Source organism: Williamsia phyllosphaerae (assembly GCF_014635305.1).
Lineage (GTDB): Bacteria > Actinomycetota > Actinomycetes > Mycobacteriales > Mycobacteriaceae > Williamsia_A > Williamsia_A phyllosphaerae.
Genome location: NZ_BMCS01000001.1, coordinates 1,582,983 through 1,600,692, shown reverse-complemented (window position 1 = coordinate 1,600,692; position 17,710 = coordinate 1,582,983). Strand labels below are relative to the sequence as shown.

The following is a 17,710-nucleotide window of genomic DNA, read 5'->3' as shown; positions in this document are numbered from 1 at the left end:
GCCGGCGGGGTCAGGACTTCTCGGCGACCTTCTTGAGCGCGGCGAGCGTGGTGGCGATGTTGCGGCGCTGGAAGTCGGGGAACGTCGTCCCGCGGGTCACGATCCGGTCGAACACCTCGACGGCCGGTCGGGGCCAGCGCGTCCGGTCGTCGGTCCATTCCTCGGTGACGCGGGTCCCGCCGTCGGGCAGCGCGTCGAACCGGTACTCCCACGATGCGTTCGGGGCCTGCAGCCGCGGCCTCTTCACCCCGATGGCGTGGACGCGGAAGGCGAACCGCTCCGCCGGGTCGGCCGCGGTGACCGTGCACAGCGTCACCCACCGGGCCCCGTTGCGCAGATTGCGACCCTGGAAGCGCATCCCGACGTAGGCCTCGCCGTCGGCGGCGGGGTCGAGGATGCGGGCACCTCGGTTCTCCGGGCTCCACTCGCCCATCCGGGTGGGATCGCTGATCATCGCGTAGAGGTCGCCGGCCGGTCGTGCGACGTCGATCGAGTCGGAGACCCGCATGACGCGCCGCCGCGCCAGAGCACCCGAGGGCGGGTCGGGGACGGTGGCGTCCTGGTCGTTCCGGAGGACCGCGAAGACGAAGGTCTTGAGGCATCGCAGGAGCCACACCCCGAAGACCGTGGCCAGGGTCATGGTCGCCACCGAGCGGCGCAGCCGATAGTGCATGGGACCGACGGTAACGCACAGACGCGCCGCGGCGCCGTCGACTACGGTGGCGGCAGACGTCGTGGGCGGCACCTTCTCTACCGCCCCGACACACACGCACCACAGCGCGTCCGCCGCGCCCGGACAAGAGAAGGTACGAGGCCGATGGCCAGGAGTGTTGCCCGACCATCCGTCCGCCCGCGATCCTGGTTCAGCACCACCGACCACGCCCTGTTCGACGCAGTCGCCCACTCCGCCAACCCCGTTCTCGACGAACCGATGCGTCGTCTCACCCGGTCGGCCGACCACTCCAAACTGTGGATGGGTGTCGCCGCGGCGCTGTGGGTGTTCGGCAGCCGATCCGCCCGTCGTGGAGCGGTCCGCGGGATGGCGAGCCTCGCGGTCACCTCGCTGGTCACAAACCAGGGGGCGAAACGCCTGCGGTGGCGCTCGCGGCCGATTGCCGGATCCGTCCCGCGGGCGCGCATCGTGCGCACCCCGACGTCGAACTCCATGCCCTCGGGCCACTCGGCCAGCGCGGCCGCGTTCGCGGTCGGCGTGGCCGCGGAGAACCGGAAGCTCGGACTGGCGCTGGCCCCGCTGGCGGGACTGGTCGGATTGTCCCGCGTGGCCACCGGGGCGCACTACCCCGGCGACGTCGTGGTGGGTTTCGGCATCGGCGCAACGGTCGCGCTGGGGCTGGCCCGGATGCACCCCACCGACGACGAGGACCGCCGACCGCCCACCCCGGAGTCGACGCGCGTGCCCGTGCCGCCGCGACCCGACGGCGAGGGGGTCGTCCTGGTGGTCAACCCTGCCTCGGGCGGGGGGACCGGCGAGCGCATCATCGACAAGGTCCGCCGGTCGCTGCCCGCGGCCGAGATCGTCACCATCGGATCCGACGACGACGTCGAGGCGATCCTGCGATCGGCGGCCGATCGGGCCGACGTCATCGCGATCGGGGGAGGCGACGGTTCGGTGGCCACGGCCGCGGCGATCGCCCTGGACACCGACACCCCGCTCGCCGTCTTCCCGGGCGGGACGTTCAACCACTTCGCCCGCGACATAGGGTGCCCGACCATCGCCGAGACGGTCACCGCGATCGAACGCGGCACCGCCGCATTCGTCGACGTCATCCGACTCAACGGAACCACCGTCATCGTCAACACGGCGAGCATCGGCGCCTACCCGCGGTTCGTACGCACCCGAGAGCGCCTCGAGCACACGATCGGCAAGCCGTTGGCCAGCGTGTACGCGACTCTGTCGACGGTGCGACGTGAGCGACCGGTACGGATCTCGTTCAACGGCACGACCGCCCGGACGTCACTGCTGTTCGTGGGCAACTCGCAGTACCGGTCCGGCGGGTTCGCGCCCACTCAGCGGTTCACCCTCGACGACGGCCTGCTCGACGTGCGGGTGATCGATGTGGACCACCGGTTCGCCACGACCCGCATCCTGGCCGCGCTCGCGGTCGGCAGGATCGAACGCAGCGCGCTCTACCACCGCTTCGAGGTGCCGGAGTTCACGGTGACCTCCCTCGACGGCCAGACCCTGGTGGCCCACGACGGCGAGGTGGGCGACTACCTGCGCACGGCGCATTTCGAGATCGTGTCCCGCTCGCTGGCGGTCTATCGCCCGCTCCCCGTCCCCGACGAGACCGACGGGAAGTGAGCGCGGCGCCGTGTCCGCGTGGCCGAGGATGAACCCATGAGATCGCGGCAGAAGGTCCTCGACGCGACCGTCGAGATCATCGAGTCCGAGGGGTTCGACGCCGTCTCCATCGCCGCGGTCGCGAACCGGGCGAGCGTCTCCCGGCAGACGATCTACTCGATCTTCGGCACCCGCGAGGACCTTGTCTCGCAGGCCGTCGTCGGCCTCGCCCTGACCGCACTCGGGGACATCACGCTGCGCCTCGAGGCGACGACCACTCCGTTCGACTACATCGTGGAACTGCTCGTCGCCGGGCGGGGCGCCGTGCGCGCACACCCCGTCCTGGCGACACTGCTCGATCCGGGACGAGCGAACCCCTTCTTCGACGACGGGATGATGGACCGCGCGAAACCCGTTGCCCGCCAGATACTCGAACCCATGGCCGCTCGGCACCCAGACATCGCGCCGGAGCTCGACGGTCTCGTCGACATCGTCCTGCGGCTCGGGGTGTCGGTCATCCTGTTCGACGACGAGACCGTGCACTCCGACGACTCGCTGCGCCGCTTCCTGACGCGGTGGCTGCTGCCCGCGATGACCGCGACCGGCGACTGACCCAGCCGACGCGAATCTTGACACTCACCCCCCCGAGTGTCTAGTTTAAGGTCCGTCCGTGACGTGCCTCACCATTCGGTGCGCAGCCTTCTCGTCGTGAAATCGGGGATCCCTTGTCAGTGACCACACGCCGCTCGTTCCTGACCGGCGCGGCCGCAGCGGGTCTGGCCGCCGCGGCCCCATCGCTCGCCCACGCCGCCACCGGCATCGCCGCACAGGTCGATCGCGTCCGCACCACCCGCGAGGAACACCGGGTGGTCGTCGTGGGATCGGGGTTCGGCGGCGGCGTGACGGCGCTGCGTCTGGCCCGGGCGGGCGTGGACGTCCTCGTCCTGGAGCGCGGGAACCGTTGGCGCACAGGCCCGAATGCCAACACCTTCGCCACACCCCTCAACCCCGACAAGCGCATTCTCTGGTACAAGTCCGCCCCGACGCTGTTCGGTCGACCGGTCGCACTCGAGCCGTACACCGGACTGATCGAGGCGGTACCGGGAGAGAACATGACCGCCCTGTGCGCGGCCGGCGTCGGTGGCGGATCGCTCGTCTACCAGGGCATGACGCTGCAGCCGTCGGAGGCGGTGTTCAACTCCCACTTCCCGCAGGCGCTCGACTACGAGCGGATGGCACGCGTCCACTACCCGCGGGTGGCCCGGATGCTGCAGCTCGAGGTCGCCCCGGACGAACTCATCCGGACGCCGAACTACAAGGCGCCCAGGGTGTTCGCACAACGCGCCCGCCGCGCGGGTCTGCCGGTGTCGAAGATCCCCATGCCCATCGATTGGAACTACGCCCTCGACGAGATCCGCGGGAAGATGAAGCCGTCCTACACCGACGGGTCCGGCGCTCTCGGGGTCAACAACGGCGGCAAACACAGCGTCGACGTCACCTACATCGCCCAGGCCGAGGCCACCGGGCGGGTCACCGTCGCCACCCGTCACCACGTCACCGACGTCGAGCGCGCGAAGGACGGCCGGTGGATCGTCCACGTCGACCGCATCGACACCTCTGGTCGGGTCCTGGAGAACAAGATCCTGACCACCCCCACCCTGGTGATGGCGGCCGGCACCATGAACACCACCAAGCTCCTCATGCGCGCGTCGGCCAAAGGGCAGATCCCGGACATGCCAGACGATCTCGGCCGTGGATGGGGCAGCAACGCCGACCGCATCTACCTGTGGACCGACTTCGCCGACGACTTCGGCGCGGTCCAGGGTGGGCCGGTGGTGTTCGGCAGCCTGGACTGGAAGGACCCGTCGTCGGCGATCACCGTCATCCAGGCGTCGATCCCGTCGTTCGGCGTCGACGCCCACAGCACGATGATGGTCGGGTACGGGGTCAGCGACGCCCGCGGTCGTTTCGTCTACAACTCGGCGTCCGACGACGCGACACTGCGGTGGCCCAAGGAGGGCGACCACGTCATCCAGAACCGGCGCATCGGACCCACGGTGCGGTCGATCGCCGGACCCGCGAGCACCCTGGTCGACACCAACCTGCTGTTCCCCTCGACCTGGCATCCGTTGGGCGGCGCCAACATGGGTGCGGTCTGCGACCTCGAGGGCCGCGTCAAGGGACAGAAGGGCCTCTACGTCCTCGACGGCGCGCTGATGCCCGGCAACTCCGGGGCCTGCAACCCGTCGATGACGATCGCGGCGGTGGCCGAGCGCGCCCTCGACGAGATCGTCGCCACCGACGTCGGATCCCTCATCTGACGACTCGGCTCGCCGCGGACCCCAGCGGATCGAGGTGCTCGGCGGTGGCGTCGTCGGCCGTCGTCGACACGCTCAGTTCCGCCCACTGCTCGTCTGACGCGAGCAACGCCCGCCCGGCCGCGGTCGCGTAGGTGTAGGCGTCCTGGCCGACCAGCAATCGCAGTGGGGGCTGGTCTATCTCGGCGATCCGCAGTACCAGCGACGCCACCTTGTCGGGGTCGCTCGCCATGGTCGCGCCGCCGTGCATCTGCGCCGAAGCTCCGACGGTCGCCTGATAGTCGGGGCCGATCGGATCCACCCGCATCGACGAACCGGCCCAGTCGGTCCGCATGCCGCCCGGTTCGAGGACCGTGACCTTGATGCCGAGCGAGCCGACCTCGGTGGCGAGGACGGAGGAGAACCCGCCCACCGCCCACTTCGAGGTCTGGTAGGCACCGAGTCCCGGGGTGGCCAGACGCCCACCGACAGAGGAGATCTGGATGATGTGGCCGGATCGCTGTGTGCGGAGAACCGGTAGCGCGGCCCTGGTGACGTTGACGACTCCGAACAGGTTGGTCGCCACCTGATCCTGGAAGTCGCCTGCGTCGACCTCCTCGATGCTGGCGATGTTGGCGTACCCGGCGTTGTTCACCACCACGTCCAGACCGCCGAACGACTCCACCGCGGTGGCCACTGCTGCGCGAGCTGCCGTCTCGTCGGTGACGTCCAACGCCACCACCCGCAGTCGATCGCCGTGTGCCGCCGCGAGGTCGTCGAGGCTTGCGATCGAACGGACGCCCGCGACCACAGAATGGCCCGCCTCCAGCGCCGACGACGTGATCGATCGACCGAGTCCACGTGATGCACCGGTCACCAGAAAAATTGTCATGATCTTCCCCTATCAACTAACTGTTCGTTTGATAGCGACGGTAGACCTGGAGTCGCGAGTTGGCAACCAAACGGTTGATAAGATCGCGGCATGTCCCCCGGCACCACTCGCGATCCCGCCTCTACGCAGCGGCGACTACTCGAGGCCGGGCGTGACGAGTTCGCCGCCGTCGGCGTCGCCGGGGCGCGGGTCGACCGAATCGCTGACGCGGCCCGGAGCAACAAAGCGCAGATCTACCACTATTTCGACAACAAGGACGGCCTGTTCGACGCTGTCTTCGACCAGATGTGTCGCGAGACGGTGGACGAGGTCCCGATCGATCCGGCCGACCTTCCGGAGTACGCAGGCCGACTCCACGACTCCTATCGGCGTCGGCCGTGGGTGCAACGCCTGGCGACTTGGCACCGACTGGAACGAGGTGCCGACGCCGCGCTCGAGGTGGTTATCGCGAGCAATGCCGCGAAGATCGAATCGGTGGCGCGGGCGCAATCGGACGGGCTGCTACCCACGACGTTCACCGCCGCCGAACTGCTCGGTCTGGTCATTCATCTGTCCGGGTTCTGGGAGTCCAACGTGCGGGAGTACGACGTGCTCGTCACCGATGTCGGTGTCGCCCGTCGCCGCGAGGTCGTCGTCGCCGCGGTTGCCGCACTCGTCAGCGCCGATTGATCGCGGCCAGCACCTGCGTCGCGATCGCCCGCTCACCGCGTGCGTTCGGGTGAGCCGGGATGAGCTGCGTCGTACCGAGAATCGGCTCGACGTAGCGGACTCCCGGTGACGTGCACGCGGTGTGCCCGACCGACGCCGGGGCCATGTCGACGAACGTCGCACCGACTGCCTCCGCGGACCGGCGGACCGCGAGGTTCAACGCGTCGGCGACGCTGCGGACATAGGGCGTGTCACCCGGGGCGATCAGGAAGCCGCCGGAACAGTTACCGGAGCGCGGGAACACCGACGGATAGCCGACCACGAAGATCCGCGCCCGGGGCGCCTTGGCGCGGACGGCCCGCAATCCCCGCGTCAACGCGGGCTGCGTCCGGGCCGCGATCGGGGCGATCAGGGACTGGCCGTACTGCCTGCGGCAGGGGTCGGCGACACCCGGCGTGGTGAGGGCGGCGCGGATGCAGGCCTGCAGCGTTCCGCCGAACGTCCCGGAGTCGTTGCCGCCCATCATCACGGTGACGATGGCGGTGGTCGGACGGACCGCGTTCAGTTGCGCCTGCGTGCCGGCCACGCCGGCCTGGGGGCCGAAGAAGTCGGCCGTGCGCGCCGATCCGCAGCTGGCGTCGGTGAGCCGGTAGCCGCGGCGGGCCGCCACGATGTGCGAGAAGTTGTTCTGCGAGCGCGCGCACTGCAGGGGTGCCCCCGGAACCAGGGGCAGCACGCCGGACCCGGCGCTGTAGCTGTCACCGAGGTTGGCGTATTCGACCGGCGCCGGCGCGGCGACGGCCACCACCGGGGTGACCACCGACAGAGCGAGGGCGCCGATGACGGCGGCGAGCATTCGTCGGTGAAACATCGTGGAGAACTCCTGGCGTGGCCGGGGCAGGGCTTACCGGGTCATCGAAGCGCATTGTGGCGTTGCGCCGCAACCACTTCGTCGGTTCTCGTCAGTATTGCCAGTTCTTCGCGGATCCGGTTGGAATCGGGGCCGAACTCGTGGTCGAAACCGAACGGCACGCGAGAGAGGTGGGCGGTGTCGAGCTGGTTGCGAAAGACCGCGACAACGGCGACGACGAGGACGGGGATGAGGATCACTGCGATGGTCATGACAGGAACTATGCGACCAAGCAGATCGCGCCACCAGTGGCAGCATGGCCAGTGTTGGCAAAGTTTCTGCCACACTGGCGTCATGTTGCGAACCGTCGCGGTGATCGTCCAGGAACCGGTGGCCCTGTTCGAATACGGGGTCATCCATGAGGTCTTCGGCCTCGATCGCACCGAGGACGGCGTCCCGCCGTTCGAGTTGCTGATCTGCTCCCCCACCCCGGGCGTGCCGCTGAACAGCGGCAACGGCGCGTTCGTCATCGCGCCCCACCCGCTGTCGGCGGCGCTCGACGCCGACCTCGTCGCCATCCCAGGCGGCCCGGCCGAGAGCGAACACCTCGACGAGGTCGTGCGCACGCTGCTCGAGGTCGTCGCCCGCGGTGGCCGTCTGCTGTCGGTGTGCACCGGCGCGTTCCTCATCGCAGCGACCGGACTACTCGACGGCAAGCGCTGCACCACGCACTGGAAGCACGGGGCGGCGCTCGCCGCGGCCTTCCCCGACACCATCGTCGACACGGACGTGCTGTTCGTCGACGAGTACCCGGTGATCACCAGCGCGGGGACCGCGGCGGGGATCGACGCCTGCCTGCATCTGGTGCGCGAGGAGCACGGACCGGCCGTGGCCAACGCCATCGCCCGGCGGATGGTGGTACCGCCACATCGCGACGGTGGACAGCGGCAATACGTCGCCGCACCCGTCCCGGACTGCTCCACCGACGGCTTCGGGGCCGTGCTCTCGTGGATGCTGGAGAACCTGGACACCGACATCACCGTCGGCGACCTCGCCCGGCGGGCACACATGTCGGCCCGGACCTTCGCCCGACGCTTCGCCGACGAGGTGGGGACCAGCCCCCACCGCTGGCTCACCGAGCAGCGGGTCCTGCACGCGCGAAATCTTCTGGAGTCGACCGACATCGGGATCGAGGACGTGGCGACACGCGTCGGTTTCGGATCGGCCACGCTGCTCCGACACCACTTCGGTGCCGCGGTCGGGGTGTCCCCGACCGCTTATCGGCGCCGTTTCGGGTGCCCTGATCAGTCGGCGGCGGCCGTCCCCGGTGACCCGGGCTCGACGCTCGTCGCATCCGGCTCGTCGACGTAGGCGTCCTCGAACGAGATCCGGGGCAGGCTGGTCGCCGCGTACACGGCGAGCACCAGGAGCACGAGGAACGCGATCGCGAAGATGACCGCGAACGCGATCAACAGGTAGAACACCGCGTCGTAGAGCGCGCCCTCGAGCGGCTTCGTGGCCAACAGACCGACCGTCGACAACACCGCACCCAGGAACGCCCACGCTGCGGCGGTGACCCGCGGCGACACCGTCGACACCCCGAAGAGCCGCTGATAGATCCGGGTCTCGAATTCGTCGACCGCGGCCAGCCGGACCGGGTCGCCACCGGCGAGCTCGCGCAGTCGCGAGGCGAGCGCAGCCTCGCGATCCAGACGCGCCCCCTCCTGACGTCGATATCCGATGTACCCGACGATCGCCACCACCGTGGCTGCGATCCCGACGGCCACCACCACTGAGCTGTTCACGCCGCCACCGTACCGGTATCCGACCAAGCGCTCGGTCAAGTGGCCCGCGCCGTAGTCGCCGCGAAATGCGCGGTTGATCTCCACAACCGCGGGCCGGGCTTCTACGATGACCTCGAAATACGACGTATCGAACATCAATGGCCACGACGAACAGCAGGAGCACCGATGGGCGAGCTGGTCGAGCATTCGAAACGAATAGTCGAGGCGCGACTCGGCAACAGCTCGATCCGTGCGATCTCCGGATCGATGGTGGCCTATCAGGGCACGGTCGCGTTCAAGTCGGCCGGCTTCGGCGGTGGTTCCGGCGTATTGGCCGGCCTCAAGCAGCGCGCCACCGGCGAGAGTCTGTCCCTGATGGAGTGCAGCGGATCCGGCGTGGTGCACCTGGCCGTCAACGGGCAGTACGTCAGTGTGCTGCAGTTGAACAACGAGACCATCCAGGTCGAGTCGCAGCAGCTTCTCGCCATGGCGGGCAACCTGCAGACCAACGTCACCTTCGCCGGCCTCGGCGGGATGAGCAGCGGACAGGGTTTGTTCACCACCACGGTCACCGGCATCGGACAGGTGGCGCTGCTCTCGGCCGGCGGGCCACTCATCCACCTCGAGGTGAACCCCAACCTGCCTCTGGTGGTCGACCCGGACGCGTTCGTCTCGGCCAAAGGCCAACTACAGCAGTCGTTCGTCACCGACGTCAGCTGGCGCGACATGGTCGGCGCAGGTGGCGGCGAGGCGTTCTCGCTGCACTGGCAGGGCTCCGGGGTCGTGTCCATCCAACCGGCGGAACGGTGAGTGTGCCATGGTCTTCGAGCAGATCAACAGCAAGGTCGTCAAGGTCAACGTCTACCGGGCGGGCGGTGTCGTCGCCCGTAAGGGCGCGATGCTCTTCTACACCGGTGACGTCCACTTCTCCCCACACATGATCCCCGGCGCTGCCCAGATGGGCGGGGGCGCAGCGGGAATGGGTGCGTTGGCCGGCATGGCCGGGCGGATGCTGCGGGGCGAGCAGGAGAAGACGATGCTCGCCCAGGGCATGGGCGACGTGCACTACGGGTTCGCCGGGCTGGCCGTGCACGTCATCGACATGCCGCAGGGCGGATCGGTCACCGTCGACGCATCCCGGATGCTCGCGCACACCGCCGGACTGCAGGCCTCGATCGTGTCGATCCAGGCGCAGTCATCCGGCGGTGGCGGCGGGTTGATGCGCGGGTTGCGTGGCGCAGCCACCGGCGCCCTGACCGGCAACGGCCTGTTCACCACGCAGCTGCAGGGGCAGGGCGCGGTCGTCCTGCTCGCCCACGGCGAGGTGATGGAACTCCGCGTCGGTGGCCCCGATCCGGTGGTCGTCGATCCGCAGGCGTTCGTGGGCACACTGGGAAATGTTCAGACGCAACTGAAGTCGGCCATGAGTTGGCGCGACGCCGTCGGACGCGGCGCGGGCGAGGCCATGCAGCTGCACTGTCTCGGCGATGGCATCGTCTATGTGCAGGCATCGGAGGAGAAGCTGTGAGCGACATCCTGAACCCGGGCTCGCTGCCCGGTACCGACAACATCCCGGGCAACAGCTACGCCTACTACATCACCCTGGACAAGCCGTGGATCATGTCGCGGGGGGCCATGATCGCGTACTACGGCCAGATGCAGTTCCGCACCCTGATGCAGAGCCTGCAGTCGAGCGCGCTCTCGGCGTTGGCCGGGACGATCAGCGCACCGATGTACATGGCCGACTACGTCGTCGCCGAGGGCCAGGGGACGCTGATCATCGGCGACCGCGGTTACGACATCAATTCGTTCGACCTCGAGGACGGCAACCTGACCGTCCGGTCGGCGAATCTCCTCGCCTTCGAACCCGGTCTGCAGCTGAACCAGTCGATCGTCCCGGGCTACCTCACACTGATCGGCACCGGCAAGTTCCTGGCCTCGTCGAACGGCCCGGTGATGTTCGCCGAGCCGCCGGTGCGTGTGGATCCGGAATCGTTGGTGGGCTGGGCCGATTGCCCGTCGCCGAGTCACCACTACGACCAGAGCTGGATCTCCGGGTTCATGGCCGCCGGGGCGGCGATGATGGGTGCGGGCAGCGGCGAGGAGCAGCAGTTCGACTTCACCGGCGCGGGAACGGTTCTCATCCAGTCGAGTGAGAAGGTCCTCAACGACAACGACGTCGTGCGCGCCATCGAGACCCAGATCCCCGGGTTGTCGCAGGCCGGGGTGCAGCGCATCCTCGCCCGCGCGCAGGCACAGATCGCCCAGAACCAGCAGTAGTCCGCCCGTCGGGGTCAGGCGAGGGCGTAGACGAGTCCGAGACCGGCCGCGCAGGCGGCGAGCGAGATGACCAGCGAGACACCGGCGTAGACCGCTGCCGCCATCGGCCGGCGAGCGCGCAGCAGACCGATGGTCTCGACGCTCGCGGTGCTGAAGGTCGTGTAGCCGCCGCAGAAGCCGGTGCCCAGCACCACCTGCCAGTCGGCGCCGACACCTGCGCCGGTGACGAGGCCCGCCAGCACACCGAGCACGAACGACCCGGTCACGTTGATGATGGTGGTCTGCCACGGCGTCGACCAGCCGAAGCGGTGTTTGCACTCGCCGTCGACGACGAGTCGCAGGACCGCGCCCAGCGCTCCCGCCACCGCGACCAGGACCACGATCACCGGGCGCCCACCTGATCGCCGAGGCCGCGACCCACGACGAATCCGACTGTTGCGCAGACCAGTCCAGCGACAACGGTTCCGACGACATAACCGAGACCGACACCCACGTCACCGCCCGCGAGCAGGCGATCGGACTCCAGGGCGAACGCGCTGTAGGTGGTGAGCGATCCGCAGAAACCGACCCCGAGCAGCAGTCGGGTTCGTAGGCGCCACCCGGTGTCGGCGCCGATGGCCGTGAGCCCGGCGATCAGCGCACCCAGAATCAGGGTCCCGACACAGTTGACGGCGAACGTGGCCCACGGCCAGTCACCCGGCCCGGCCGGAAGTCCGCGCTCGACGCCGTAGCGGATGAGTGTGCCGACGATGCCGCCGACGAACACGAACGCCATCGAGCGCCATTGGCGGTGGAGCGGCCCGGGCGCCGGGCGGTCGGGGTCGGTCACCGGCTCACGCTACCGCTGACCCCGCAGACGCGAGAAGTGTGCGCCCCCGGCGATGGTCTCCCACATGTGGAAGGCGCCGAGAGCGCACACTCTCGTCATTCGTGCGTCACCGATCAGACGTGCGCGGTGACCTTCTGGTCGATGTTGCCCTTCGTCGCCTTCGAGTACGGGCAGAAGCCGTGGGCGGTCTCGGCGACCTTGTCCGCGGTCTCCTGGTCGAGACCCGGCAGGATGACGTCGATCGCGGCGGTCAGACCGAAGCCGCCGTCGGCGGAGTCCTTGCCGATGCCGATGGTCACCTTGACCTCGGTGCCCTCGGGAGGCGTCACGCCCGACTTCTCCGCGGTCGCGCGGAGTGCACCGAGGAAGCAGGCTGCGTAACCGGCCGAGAAGAGCTCCTCGGGGTTGCTGCCCTCACCGCTGCCGCCCATCTCCTTCGGCGGACGCAGATCGAGATCGATCTGACCGGTGTCGGAGTAGACCTGACCGTCACGTCCTCCTCCGGTGGCCTTGGACGTGATGGTGTAGACGGTGTCGATGCTCATGGTGCCTTCCTTTCGACGGTCGAACGATTGCCACGCGACGGGCGCGCGACTCGACAGGGACAACGACTCGCGGTCGGGTTGTGTTCCGACCGCGGGTCGTACATCTGTCAGCTCTGCTGACCGTCCCGAACGCCCGCTTCGACCTTCTTGCCCAGATCGGGGTCGACGTTGGTCCAGTACTCGAACACCCGTGAGAGCACGGGCTCCTTCACACCGTCGAGGACGTGGCCGACGATGTTGTCCACCAGACGATCTCGGGCGTCGTCGTCGAGGACCTCACGGACCAGCGTTCCGGCCTGCGTGAAGTCGTCGTCCTCGGGGTGCTCGATGTAGCCGGCCCGCACCGCCTGGCCGTCGAAGGCCCACATGCCCTCGTCGCCCGCGGCTTGCTCGGATGCGTGCGGTCCGCCGTATGAGTTCGGCGCGTACACCGGCGTCTCCGGGCTGTTGGACCGGTACGACATCGACCCCTCCTTGGAGTAGGAGTTGATCGTCGCGTTCTTCGCGTAGTTCACCGGCAGCTGCGAGTAGTTGGTGCCGATGCGGTAGCGGTGCGCGTCGGCGTAGCTGAACACCCGACCGAGCAGCATCTTGTCCGGCGAGTAGCCGATCCCGGGAACGAGATTGGACGGCTCGAACGACGACTGCTCGATGTCGTTGAAGAAGTTCTGCGGGTTGCGGTTCAGGGTGAGTGTGCCGACATCGATCAGCGGGTAGTCCTTCTGCGACCAGACCTTGGTGAGGTCGAACGGGTTGACCTTGTAGCCCTCCGCCTCGTCGACCGGCATGACCTGGATCTTGAACGTCCAGCTGGGGAAGTCACCGGAATCGATGGTCTCGTACAGGTCCTGGCGGTGGTGGTCCGGGCTGCTGCCCGCCAGGGTGTCCGCCTCGTCCTGGGTCAGGAAGTCGATGCCCTGATCGGTCTTGAAGTGGAACTTCACCCAGAAGCGTTCTCCCGCCTCGTTGACCGTCTGGTAGGTGTGCGAGCCGAAGCCGTCCATGTTGCGCCACGTCTTCGGGATGCCGCGGTCACCCATCAACCAGGTCACCTGGTGTGCACTCTCCGGACTCAGCGTCCAGAAGTCCCACTGCATGTTGTGGTCGCGCAGCGCCGATCCCGGCAGCCGCTTCTGCGAACGGATGAAGTCCTGGAACTTCATCGGGTCCTTGACGAAGAAGATCGGGGTGTTGTTACCGACGAGATCCCAGTTGCCGTCCTCGGTGTAGAACTTCAGCGCGAAGCCGCGCGGGTCCCGCCAGGTGTCGGGGCTGCCCTGCTCGCCCGCGACCGTCGAGAAACGTGCGAGCGCCTCGGTCTTCGCCCCCTGCTGCAGCACCTTGGCCTTGGTGTAGCGCGAGATGTCGTGGGTGATCTCGAGTTCGCCGAACGCGCCGCCGCCCTTGGCGTGGACGACCCGCTCGGGGACCCGCTCGCGGTTGAACTGCGCCATCTTCTCGATGAGGTAGTGGTCGTGGAGCAGGATCGGTCCCTGCGGACCCGCGGTCAGCGACTGGTCGTCACTGGCCACGGGTATTCCGGTGTTGGACGTGGTGTTGGGAGCCATGGGCTTCTCCTCTGTGGTGTTCGACTACTCGTCGTTCGGTCGGGTTGTGCGGCAGATGTTGCACACGCCCCAGAAGGTCAGTTCTGCCTCGTCGACGACGAAGCCGTGGTCGTCATCGGGCTGCTGGCAGGGCGCGGTGCCGTGCGCGCAGTCGACGTCCACGATCCGCGCGCACTCCCGGCAGATCAGATGGTGGTGGTTGTCGCCGGTCCGCGTCTCGTACCGCACCGGCGATCCCGCCGGCTCGATCCTGCGGAGCAGACCGTGAGCGGCGCAGACGCGCAGCACGTCGTAGACGGTCTGGATGGATACGCCCCCGAGCCGTTCTCGCACGCCCGACGCGACAAAATCGGCGGTTGAGTGCGGGTGGTCGCCGAGGATCTCCAGTGTCGCCAACCGGGCTGCGGTGACACGGAGACCCGCGGCGCGGAGTTGCTCGTGGGGTGCCAACGCCGCGGTCATGAGTTTCAGCGTAACCGCATAACTGGAATAGTTCCAGTTATTGGACTCATTCGCATCTTCGGTGGTCGACGTTCGGTTCGAGTCGCGACCTGCCGGTCGCTGTCCTACTGTTCCGGGTAGAGGCCGCGTGTAGCGGTGGGCCGGGTCCCACCGTTCGCGTCCGCGACACCGTCACACGGTGTCGCGTCGAAAAGCGCATCCGACCTCACACCCCTGGAGAGACATCCGTCATGTCACACGCGCACCCCTCGCACCCCGCACCTGCCCACGAGATGACCGAACTGAATCGGGAATCACGGATGGGAGGGCTCGGGACCGAGACCGACACTCGCGAGATCCGCCGCATCAGCCTGCGCGATCTCGAGCATCGACGATCCGAGATCACCGACCAGTTGTGGTCAGCAGCAACCGATATCGGGTTCTTCCAGGTCGTCGACCACGGGATCGACGCCGCAACCCTGGACCACGTGTTCGCGATGTCGGAGCGATTTTTCGCGCTGCCCGAGAACGTCAAGGCCAACTATCCGTTGCGGCCGGGCACCAACGCCGGCTGGGAGTACCGGTCGCAGGTCCGACCGTCGGTGCGAACGCCGGACCAGAAGGAGTCGTACCAGGTCACCCTTCCCCGGATGGCGGATCTGTGGCCCACTGACGCCGAACTCGAGGGCTTCCGGGCGACGATCGAGTCGTTCGAGGCGCGGTGTCGACAGATCGCGATGGACCTGCTCAGCTGCTTCGCCGACCGCCTCGGCTTCGCGAGGGACTTCTTCACCCGCGCCCACGACCCGTCTGATCCGGGCTACCAGAGCACGCTGCGCTTGCTGCACTACTACGCCTTCCCCGATGACCTCCTCGACCGGCCCGACATCTGGCGCGCCGGCGCGCACACCGACTTCGACGCGCTCACCCTGCTGTTCCAACGGACCGGACAGGGCGGGCTCCAGGTGCTGCCCGGTGCGGAGGCGCAGACGCAGGCGTGGACGCCCGTAGAACCGTCCGACGACGCGATCACCTGCAACATCGGGGACATGCTGATGCGGTGGTCCGACGACCTGCTGCCGTCGAACTTCCACCGCGTGCGCCCGCCGCGCCGCGACGAGTACCGCGGGCCACGACACACCATCGCCTTCTTCGCCCAGGCCAACGCCGATGTCGTCATCGAGGGACCGGCCGGACTCCACGAGCCCATCACCGCGGCCGAGTATCTGCGGCAGCGGATCGCCGCCAACTTCGCAGGGTGAGCGGGATGACACGCATCGTCCCCGACGCCACCGTCTTCACCGGCGGGGTGTGGAAACCCCACTCCGACATCGTCATCGACGCCGGGACCGTCGTCGCCGTCGAGCCGGCCGGGACGCGGACGGCCGCATCCGTCACAGCACCGGGCGCCCACGTGATCCCCGGCTTCGTCAACACCCACACCCACCTGCAGCAGTCGCTCATGCGCGGCGTCGCCGAATGCACGCCGCTGCTCGAATGGCTGCTCGCCGTGGGTGAACGGTCGGTGGCGATCACGCCCGAACGGGCCTACCTCGCAACGGTTGCGGCCTCGCTGGAAGCACTGCGGTCGGGCACCACCACGCTCGTCGAACACATGTGGCCGCACCCGTCGACCGAGGTGCACGACGCGGTCATCCGCGGGCTCCGCGACACCGGTGTCCGGGCGGTCCTCGGCCGCGGTGTGGCCGACCGGCCCGACGCGACCCGACGGTGGGGGTTCGAACCGACGCTGATGCAGCCACTGCCCGAGGTGTTGGAGCACATCGACGAGATGCGTTCGGCGGTGACCGGTTCGACGATCACGATGGCCGCGGCGGTACCGAATCCCCGCTCGCTCACCGGCGACGGGATGTCGGCGCTGCGCGCGTTCGCTACCGACCGTTCCATGGCGGTGTCGATCCATCTGCTGGAGACGGTCACCGACGACACCATGTGTCGCGAGCACGCCGGGGTCGGCGCGGTCGACTACCTCGCAGGCGGCGACTTCCTGTGGGACCGCCTGCTCGCGGTGCACTGCGTCGAGGTGTCCGACCGTGACCGCGCGGTCCTGCGGGACCACGGGGTGGGCATCTCGCACAACCCGTTGTCCAACATGCGGCTCGGCAGCGGCGTCGCGCCTGTCCCCGCCATGCTCGCCGAGGGACTGCGCGTCGGGCTCGGCGTCGACGGCGCCGCCAGCAACGACACGCAGAACATGATGGAGACGTTCCGGATCGGGTCGTATCTGCAGCGCGCGACGCACCGCCGCGCGGACCTGCTGGGATTCGCCGAGATGCTCGACATCGCCTGCGGCGGGGTGAACACCACCCTCGGGCTACCCGAGGTGGCGGGTGGGGTGACGGTCGGCGCTCCCGCCGATCTCACTCTGATCCGCTTCGACCGCGACTACGCGACCCTGCCGGTCACCGACCCCGGCGCGTCCATCCTCACGACCGGAAGTCCCGCCATCGTCGACACCGTCCTCGTCGGCGGCGAGGTCGTCATCGCCGACGGACACAGCACGCGGGTCGACGAGGCCGAGCTGATCGCGGCGCTGCGGACGCTGTGAGTCAGCGGTAGCGCTTGCCCGGTCGGAGTGTCTGTCCCGGCATGAACTTCATCGTCGCCGGCAGCCACACGTTCACGCTGCGACGCAGGGTGAACAGCGCCGACAGCAGCAACAGGGCGAACTGCACCCACCCGAGGACCCGGATGACGACGGAGACCTCCGAGTAGTCGAAGAGCAGGTCCATCCCGATCGGGATGGACGCCACCATCACCAGCACGGCGGTGACGAAGAAGCTGCGGCAGTTGCGGCTGTTGTGCCGCGAGATGGCCATCAGCAGCGGGTACTGGATGGCCAGCAGGACCACGATCAGGACGAGTAGCACCGGCGGGATGGTCGAGGCGAGCGAACCGATCTGGTTCGGTGCCGCGGAGTTCTGGGGGTCGACCGCGACGCCCTCCTCGAGCCGCTGACGCAGGGCATCGGAGACCGTGCCCAGGTTCAGGAAACCGTAGGCGAACGACGCCAAGCCGGCGATGGCGCCACCGATCCACAGCACGCGCGCGTGATGCAGCGCGCGTGGGACGGGTCCGGCGTCATCGGACGGTTTGAGGTCCTTGTCGGCCGAGGTCCGGCCGGCTTCGATCTCCGCCAGGTCCATCGCGTCGAGTTCGGCGAGGGACGGGACGCGGTCGTCGCCATCGGGGCGCTGCGGGGTGCTCACGTGACCAGTGTCTCACCATCGCGCGGTACCGCCAGCGGCCCAGC

21 protein-coding genes are annotated in these 17,710 nt (G+C 68.4%); 10 read left to right on the top strand and 11 right to left on the bottom strand.

Annotation, left to right across the window (positions count from 1 at the left end):
- Positions 1-10: 10 nt before the first annotated feature.
- Entirely contained in the window at positions 11-673 is a 663-nt protein-coding gene (locus tag IEV93_RS07520; protein ID WP_308690925.1) for an SRPBCC family protein, read from the bottom strand.
- A gap of 144 nt (positions 674-817) precedes the next feature.
- Between IEV93_RS07520 and IEV93_RS07515 the strand changes: the two genes are divergently transcribed.
- From IEV93_RS07515 to IEV93_RS07505, 3 genes are all read left to right on the top strand, one after another.
- Positions 818-2,323 (top strand): bifunctional phosphatase PAP2/diacylglycerol kinase family protein, encoded by a 1,506-nt coding sequence (locus IEV93_RS07515; RefSeq protein ID WP_188488376.1) that lies wholly within the window; start codon positions 818-820, stop codon positions 2,321-2,323.
- A gap of 36 nt (positions 2,324-2,359) precedes the next feature.
- Positions 2,360-2,914, top strand: coding sequence for a TetR/AcrR family transcriptional regulator (locus tag IEV93_RS07510; RefSeq protein WP_188488374.1), 555 nt, complete (start codon positions 2,360-2,362; stop codon positions 2,912-2,914).
- A gap of 113 nt (positions 2,915-3,027) precedes the next feature.
- On the top strand, positions 3,028-4,623 hold the full coding sequence (locus tag IEV93_RS07505; protein WP_188488372.1) for a GMC oxidoreductase: 1,596 nt from the start codon (positions 3,028-3,030) through the stop codon (positions 4,621-4,623).
- Here the strand turns inward: IEV93_RS07505 and IEV93_RS07500 are convergent.
- Positions 4,616-5,494, bottom strand: a complete 879-nt coding sequence (locus IEV93_RS07500) for an SDR family NAD(P)-dependent oxidoreductase (protein ID WP_188490441.1) — start codon at positions 5,492-5,494, stop codon at positions 4,616-4,618. The two genes, IEV93_RS07505 and IEV93_RS07500, sit on opposite strands and share 8 nt — an antisense overlap.
- Before the next feature lie 87 nt (positions 5,495-5,581).
- On the opposite strand from IEV93_RS07500, the gene IEV93_RS07495 reads away from it, so the two are divergent.
- On the top strand, positions 5,582-6,160 hold the full coding sequence (locus tag IEV93_RS07495; protein WP_188488370.1) for a TetR/AcrR family transcriptional regulator: 579 nt from the start codon (positions 5,582-5,584) through the stop codon (positions 6,158-6,160).
- Here the strand turns inward: IEV93_RS07495 and IEV93_RS07490 are convergent.
- Positions 6,147-7,010, bottom strand: coding sequence for an SGNH/GDSL hydrolase family protein (locus IEV93_RS07490; RefSeq protein WP_188488368.1), 864 nt, complete (start codon positions 7,008-7,010; stop codon positions 6,147-6,149). The two genes, IEV93_RS07495 and IEV93_RS07490, sit on opposite strands and share 14 nt — an antisense overlap.
- Positions 7,011-7,051: 41 nt before the next feature.
- Entirely contained in the window at positions 7,052-7,261 is a 210-nt protein-coding gene (locus tag IEV93_RS07485; RefSeq protein ID WP_188488366.1) for a hypothetical protein, read from the bottom strand.
- Between the two features lie 82 nt (positions 7,262-7,343).
- On the opposite strand from IEV93_RS07485, the gene IEV93_RS07480 reads away from it, so the two are divergent.
- Positions 7,344-8,360, top strand: coding sequence for a GlxA family transcriptional regulator (locus IEV93_RS07480; RefSeq protein WP_188488364.1), 1,017 nt, complete (start codon positions 7,344-7,346; stop codon positions 8,358-8,360).
- Here IEV93_RS07480 and IEV93_RS07475 read toward each other — a convergent pair.
- Complete coding sequence (locus tag IEV93_RS07475; protein WP_229704953.1) at positions 8,294-8,794, bottom strand: hypothetical protein; 501 nt, start codon at positions 8,792-8,794, stop codon at positions 8,294-8,296. The two genes, IEV93_RS07480 and IEV93_RS07475, sit on opposite strands and share 67 nt — an antisense overlap.
- 165 nt (positions 8,795-8,959) lie before the next feature.
- Here IEV93_RS07475 and IEV93_RS07470 point away from each other — a divergent pair, with 165 nt between their 5' ends.
- From IEV93_RS07470 to IEV93_RS07460, 3 genes are read left to right on the top strand one after another with little or no spacing between them, the layout of a single operon-like run.
- Complete coding sequence (locus IEV93_RS07470; RefSeq protein WP_188488362.1) at positions 8,960-9,583, top strand: AIM24 family protein; 624 nt, start codon at positions 8,960-8,962, stop codon at positions 9,581-9,583.
- A 7-nt stretch (positions 9,584-9,590) separates the two neighbouring features.
- Positions 9,591-10,301 (top strand): AIM24 family protein, encoded by a 711-nt coding sequence (locus tag IEV93_RS07465; protein WP_188488360.1) that lies wholly within the window; start codon positions 9,591-9,593, stop codon positions 10,299-10,301.
- Positions 10,298-11,053 carry an AIM24 family protein gene (locus IEV93_RS07460; RefSeq protein ID WP_188488358.1) on the top strand — a complete coding sequence of 252 codons (756 nt, stop codon included), beginning with the start codon at positions 10,298-10,300 and terminating at the stop codon, positions 11,051-11,053. Before IEV93_RS07465 ends, IEV93_RS07460 begins: the two co-directional genes overlap by 4 nt.
- 14 nt (positions 11,054-11,067) lie before the next feature.
- On the opposite strand, the gene crcB is transcribed toward IEV93_RS07460, so the two are convergent.
- From crcB to IEV93_RS07435, 5 genes are all read right to left on the bottom strand, one after another.
- Positions 11,068-11,439, bottom strand: a complete 372-nt coding sequence (gene crcB, locus IEV93_RS07455; RefSeq protein ID WP_188488356.1) for a fluoride efflux transporter CrcB — start codon at positions 11,437-11,439, stop codon at positions 11,068-11,070.
- A complete protein-coding gene (locus tag IEV93_RS07450) occupies positions 11,436-11,882 on the bottom strand; it encodes a FluC/FEX family fluoride channel (protein ID WP_229704952.1) in 447 nt (148 codons plus the stop codon). The genes crcB and IEV93_RS07450 overlap by 4 nt, the downstream gene beginning before the upstream one ends.
- Before the next feature lie 113 nt (positions 11,883-11,995).
- Positions 11,996-12,427: an organic hydroperoxide resistance protein gene (locus tag IEV93_RS07445; RefSeq protein WP_188488354.1), complete on the bottom strand. Its 432-nt coding sequence runs from the start codon at positions 12,425-12,427 to the stop codon at positions 11,996-11,998.
- A gap of 107 nt (positions 12,428-12,534) precedes the next feature.
- Positions 12,535-13,995, bottom strand: coding sequence for a catalase (locus IEV93_RS07440; protein ID WP_188488352.1), 1,461 nt, complete (start codon positions 13,993-13,995; stop codon positions 12,535-12,537).
- A 24-nt stretch (positions 13,996-14,019) separates the two neighbouring features.
- Positions 14,020-14,457, bottom strand: a complete 438-nt coding sequence (locus IEV93_RS07435; RefSeq protein WP_188488350.1) for a Fur family transcriptional regulator — start codon at positions 14,455-14,457, stop codon at positions 14,020-14,022.
- A gap of 272 nt (positions 14,458-14,729) precedes the next feature.
- Here IEV93_RS07435 and IEV93_RS07430 point away from each other — a divergent pair, with 272 nt between their 5' ends.
- Complete coding sequence (locus IEV93_RS07430; RefSeq protein ID WP_371873798.1) at positions 14,730-15,698, top strand: isopenicillin N synthase family dioxygenase; 969 nt, start codon at positions 14,730-14,732, stop codon at positions 15,696-15,698.
- A gap of 5 nt (positions 15,699-15,703) precedes the next feature.
- Positions 15,704-17,005, top strand: coding sequence for an amidohydrolase family protein (locus IEV93_RS07425; RefSeq protein WP_188488345.1), 1,302 nt, complete (start codon positions 15,704-15,706; stop codon positions 17,003-17,005).
- A 1-nt stretch (position 17,006) separates the two neighbouring features.
- On the opposite strand, the gene IEV93_RS07420 is transcribed toward IEV93_RS07425, so the two are convergent.
- The gene (locus IEV93_RS07420) at positions 17,007-17,666 is read right to left on the bottom strand and encodes a hypothetical protein (RefSeq protein ID WP_188488343.1); all 660 of its coding nucleotides are present in this window, start codon (positions 17,664-17,666) and stop codon (positions 17,007-17,009) included.
- Positions 17,667-17,710 lie beyond the last annotated feature (44 nt).

Coding starts and splice junctions, on each gene's coding strand:
- IEV93_RS07480 (WP_188488364.1), top strand. CDS start 7,344: ATGTTGCGAACCGTCGCGGTGATCGTCCAGGAACCGGTGGCCCTGTTC.
- IEV93_RS07465 (WP_188488360.1), top strand. CDS start 9,591: ATGGTCTTCGAGCAGATCAACAGCAAGGTCGTCAAGGTCAACGTCTAC.
- IEV93_RS07430 (WP_371873798.1), top strand. CDS start 14,730: ATGACCGAACTGAATCGGGAATCACGGATGGGAGGGCTCGGGACCGAG.
- IEV93_RS07440 (WP_188488352.1), bottom strand. CDS start 13,995: ATGGCTCCCAACACCACGTCCAACACCGGAATACCCGTGGCCAGTGAC.
- IEV93_RS07490 (WP_188488368.1), bottom strand. CDS start 7,010: ATGTTTCACCGACGAATGCTCGCCGCCGTCATCGGCGCCCTCGCTCTG.
- IEV93_RS07435 (WP_188488350.1), bottom strand. CDS start 14,457: ATGACCGCGGCGTTGGCACCCCACGAGCAACTCCGCGCCGCGGGTCTC.
- IEV93_RS07485 (WP_188488366.1), bottom strand. CDS start 7,261: ATGACCATCGCAGTGATCCTCATCCCCGTCCTCGTCGTCGCCGTTGTC.
- IEV93_RS07510 (WP_188488374.1), top strand. CDS start 2,360: ATGAGATCGCGGCAGAAGGTCCTCGACGCGACCGTCGAGATCATCGAG.
- IEV93_RS07520 (WP_308690925.1), bottom strand. CDS start 673: ATGCACTATCGGCTGCGCCGCTCGGTGGCGACCATGACCCTGGCCACG.
- IEV93_RS07515 (WP_188488376.1), top strand. CDS start 818: ATGGCCAGGAGTGTTGCCCGACCATCCGTCCGCCCGCGATCCTGGTTC.
- IEV93_RS07445 (WP_188488354.1), bottom strand. CDS start 12,427: ATGAGCATCGACACCGTCTACACCATCACGTCCAAGGCCACCGGAGGA.
- IEV93_RS07495 (WP_188488370.1), top strand. CDS start 5,582: ATGTCCCCCGGCACCACTCGCGATCCCGCCTCTACGCAGCGGCGACTA.
- IEV93_RS07425 (WP_188488345.1), top strand. CDS start 15,704: ATGACACGCATCGTCCCCGACGCCACCGTCTTCACCGGCGGGGTGTGG.
- IEV93_RS07470 (WP_188488362.1), top strand. CDS start 8,960: ATGGGCGAGCTGGTCGAGCATTCGAAACGAATAGTCGAGGCGCGACTC.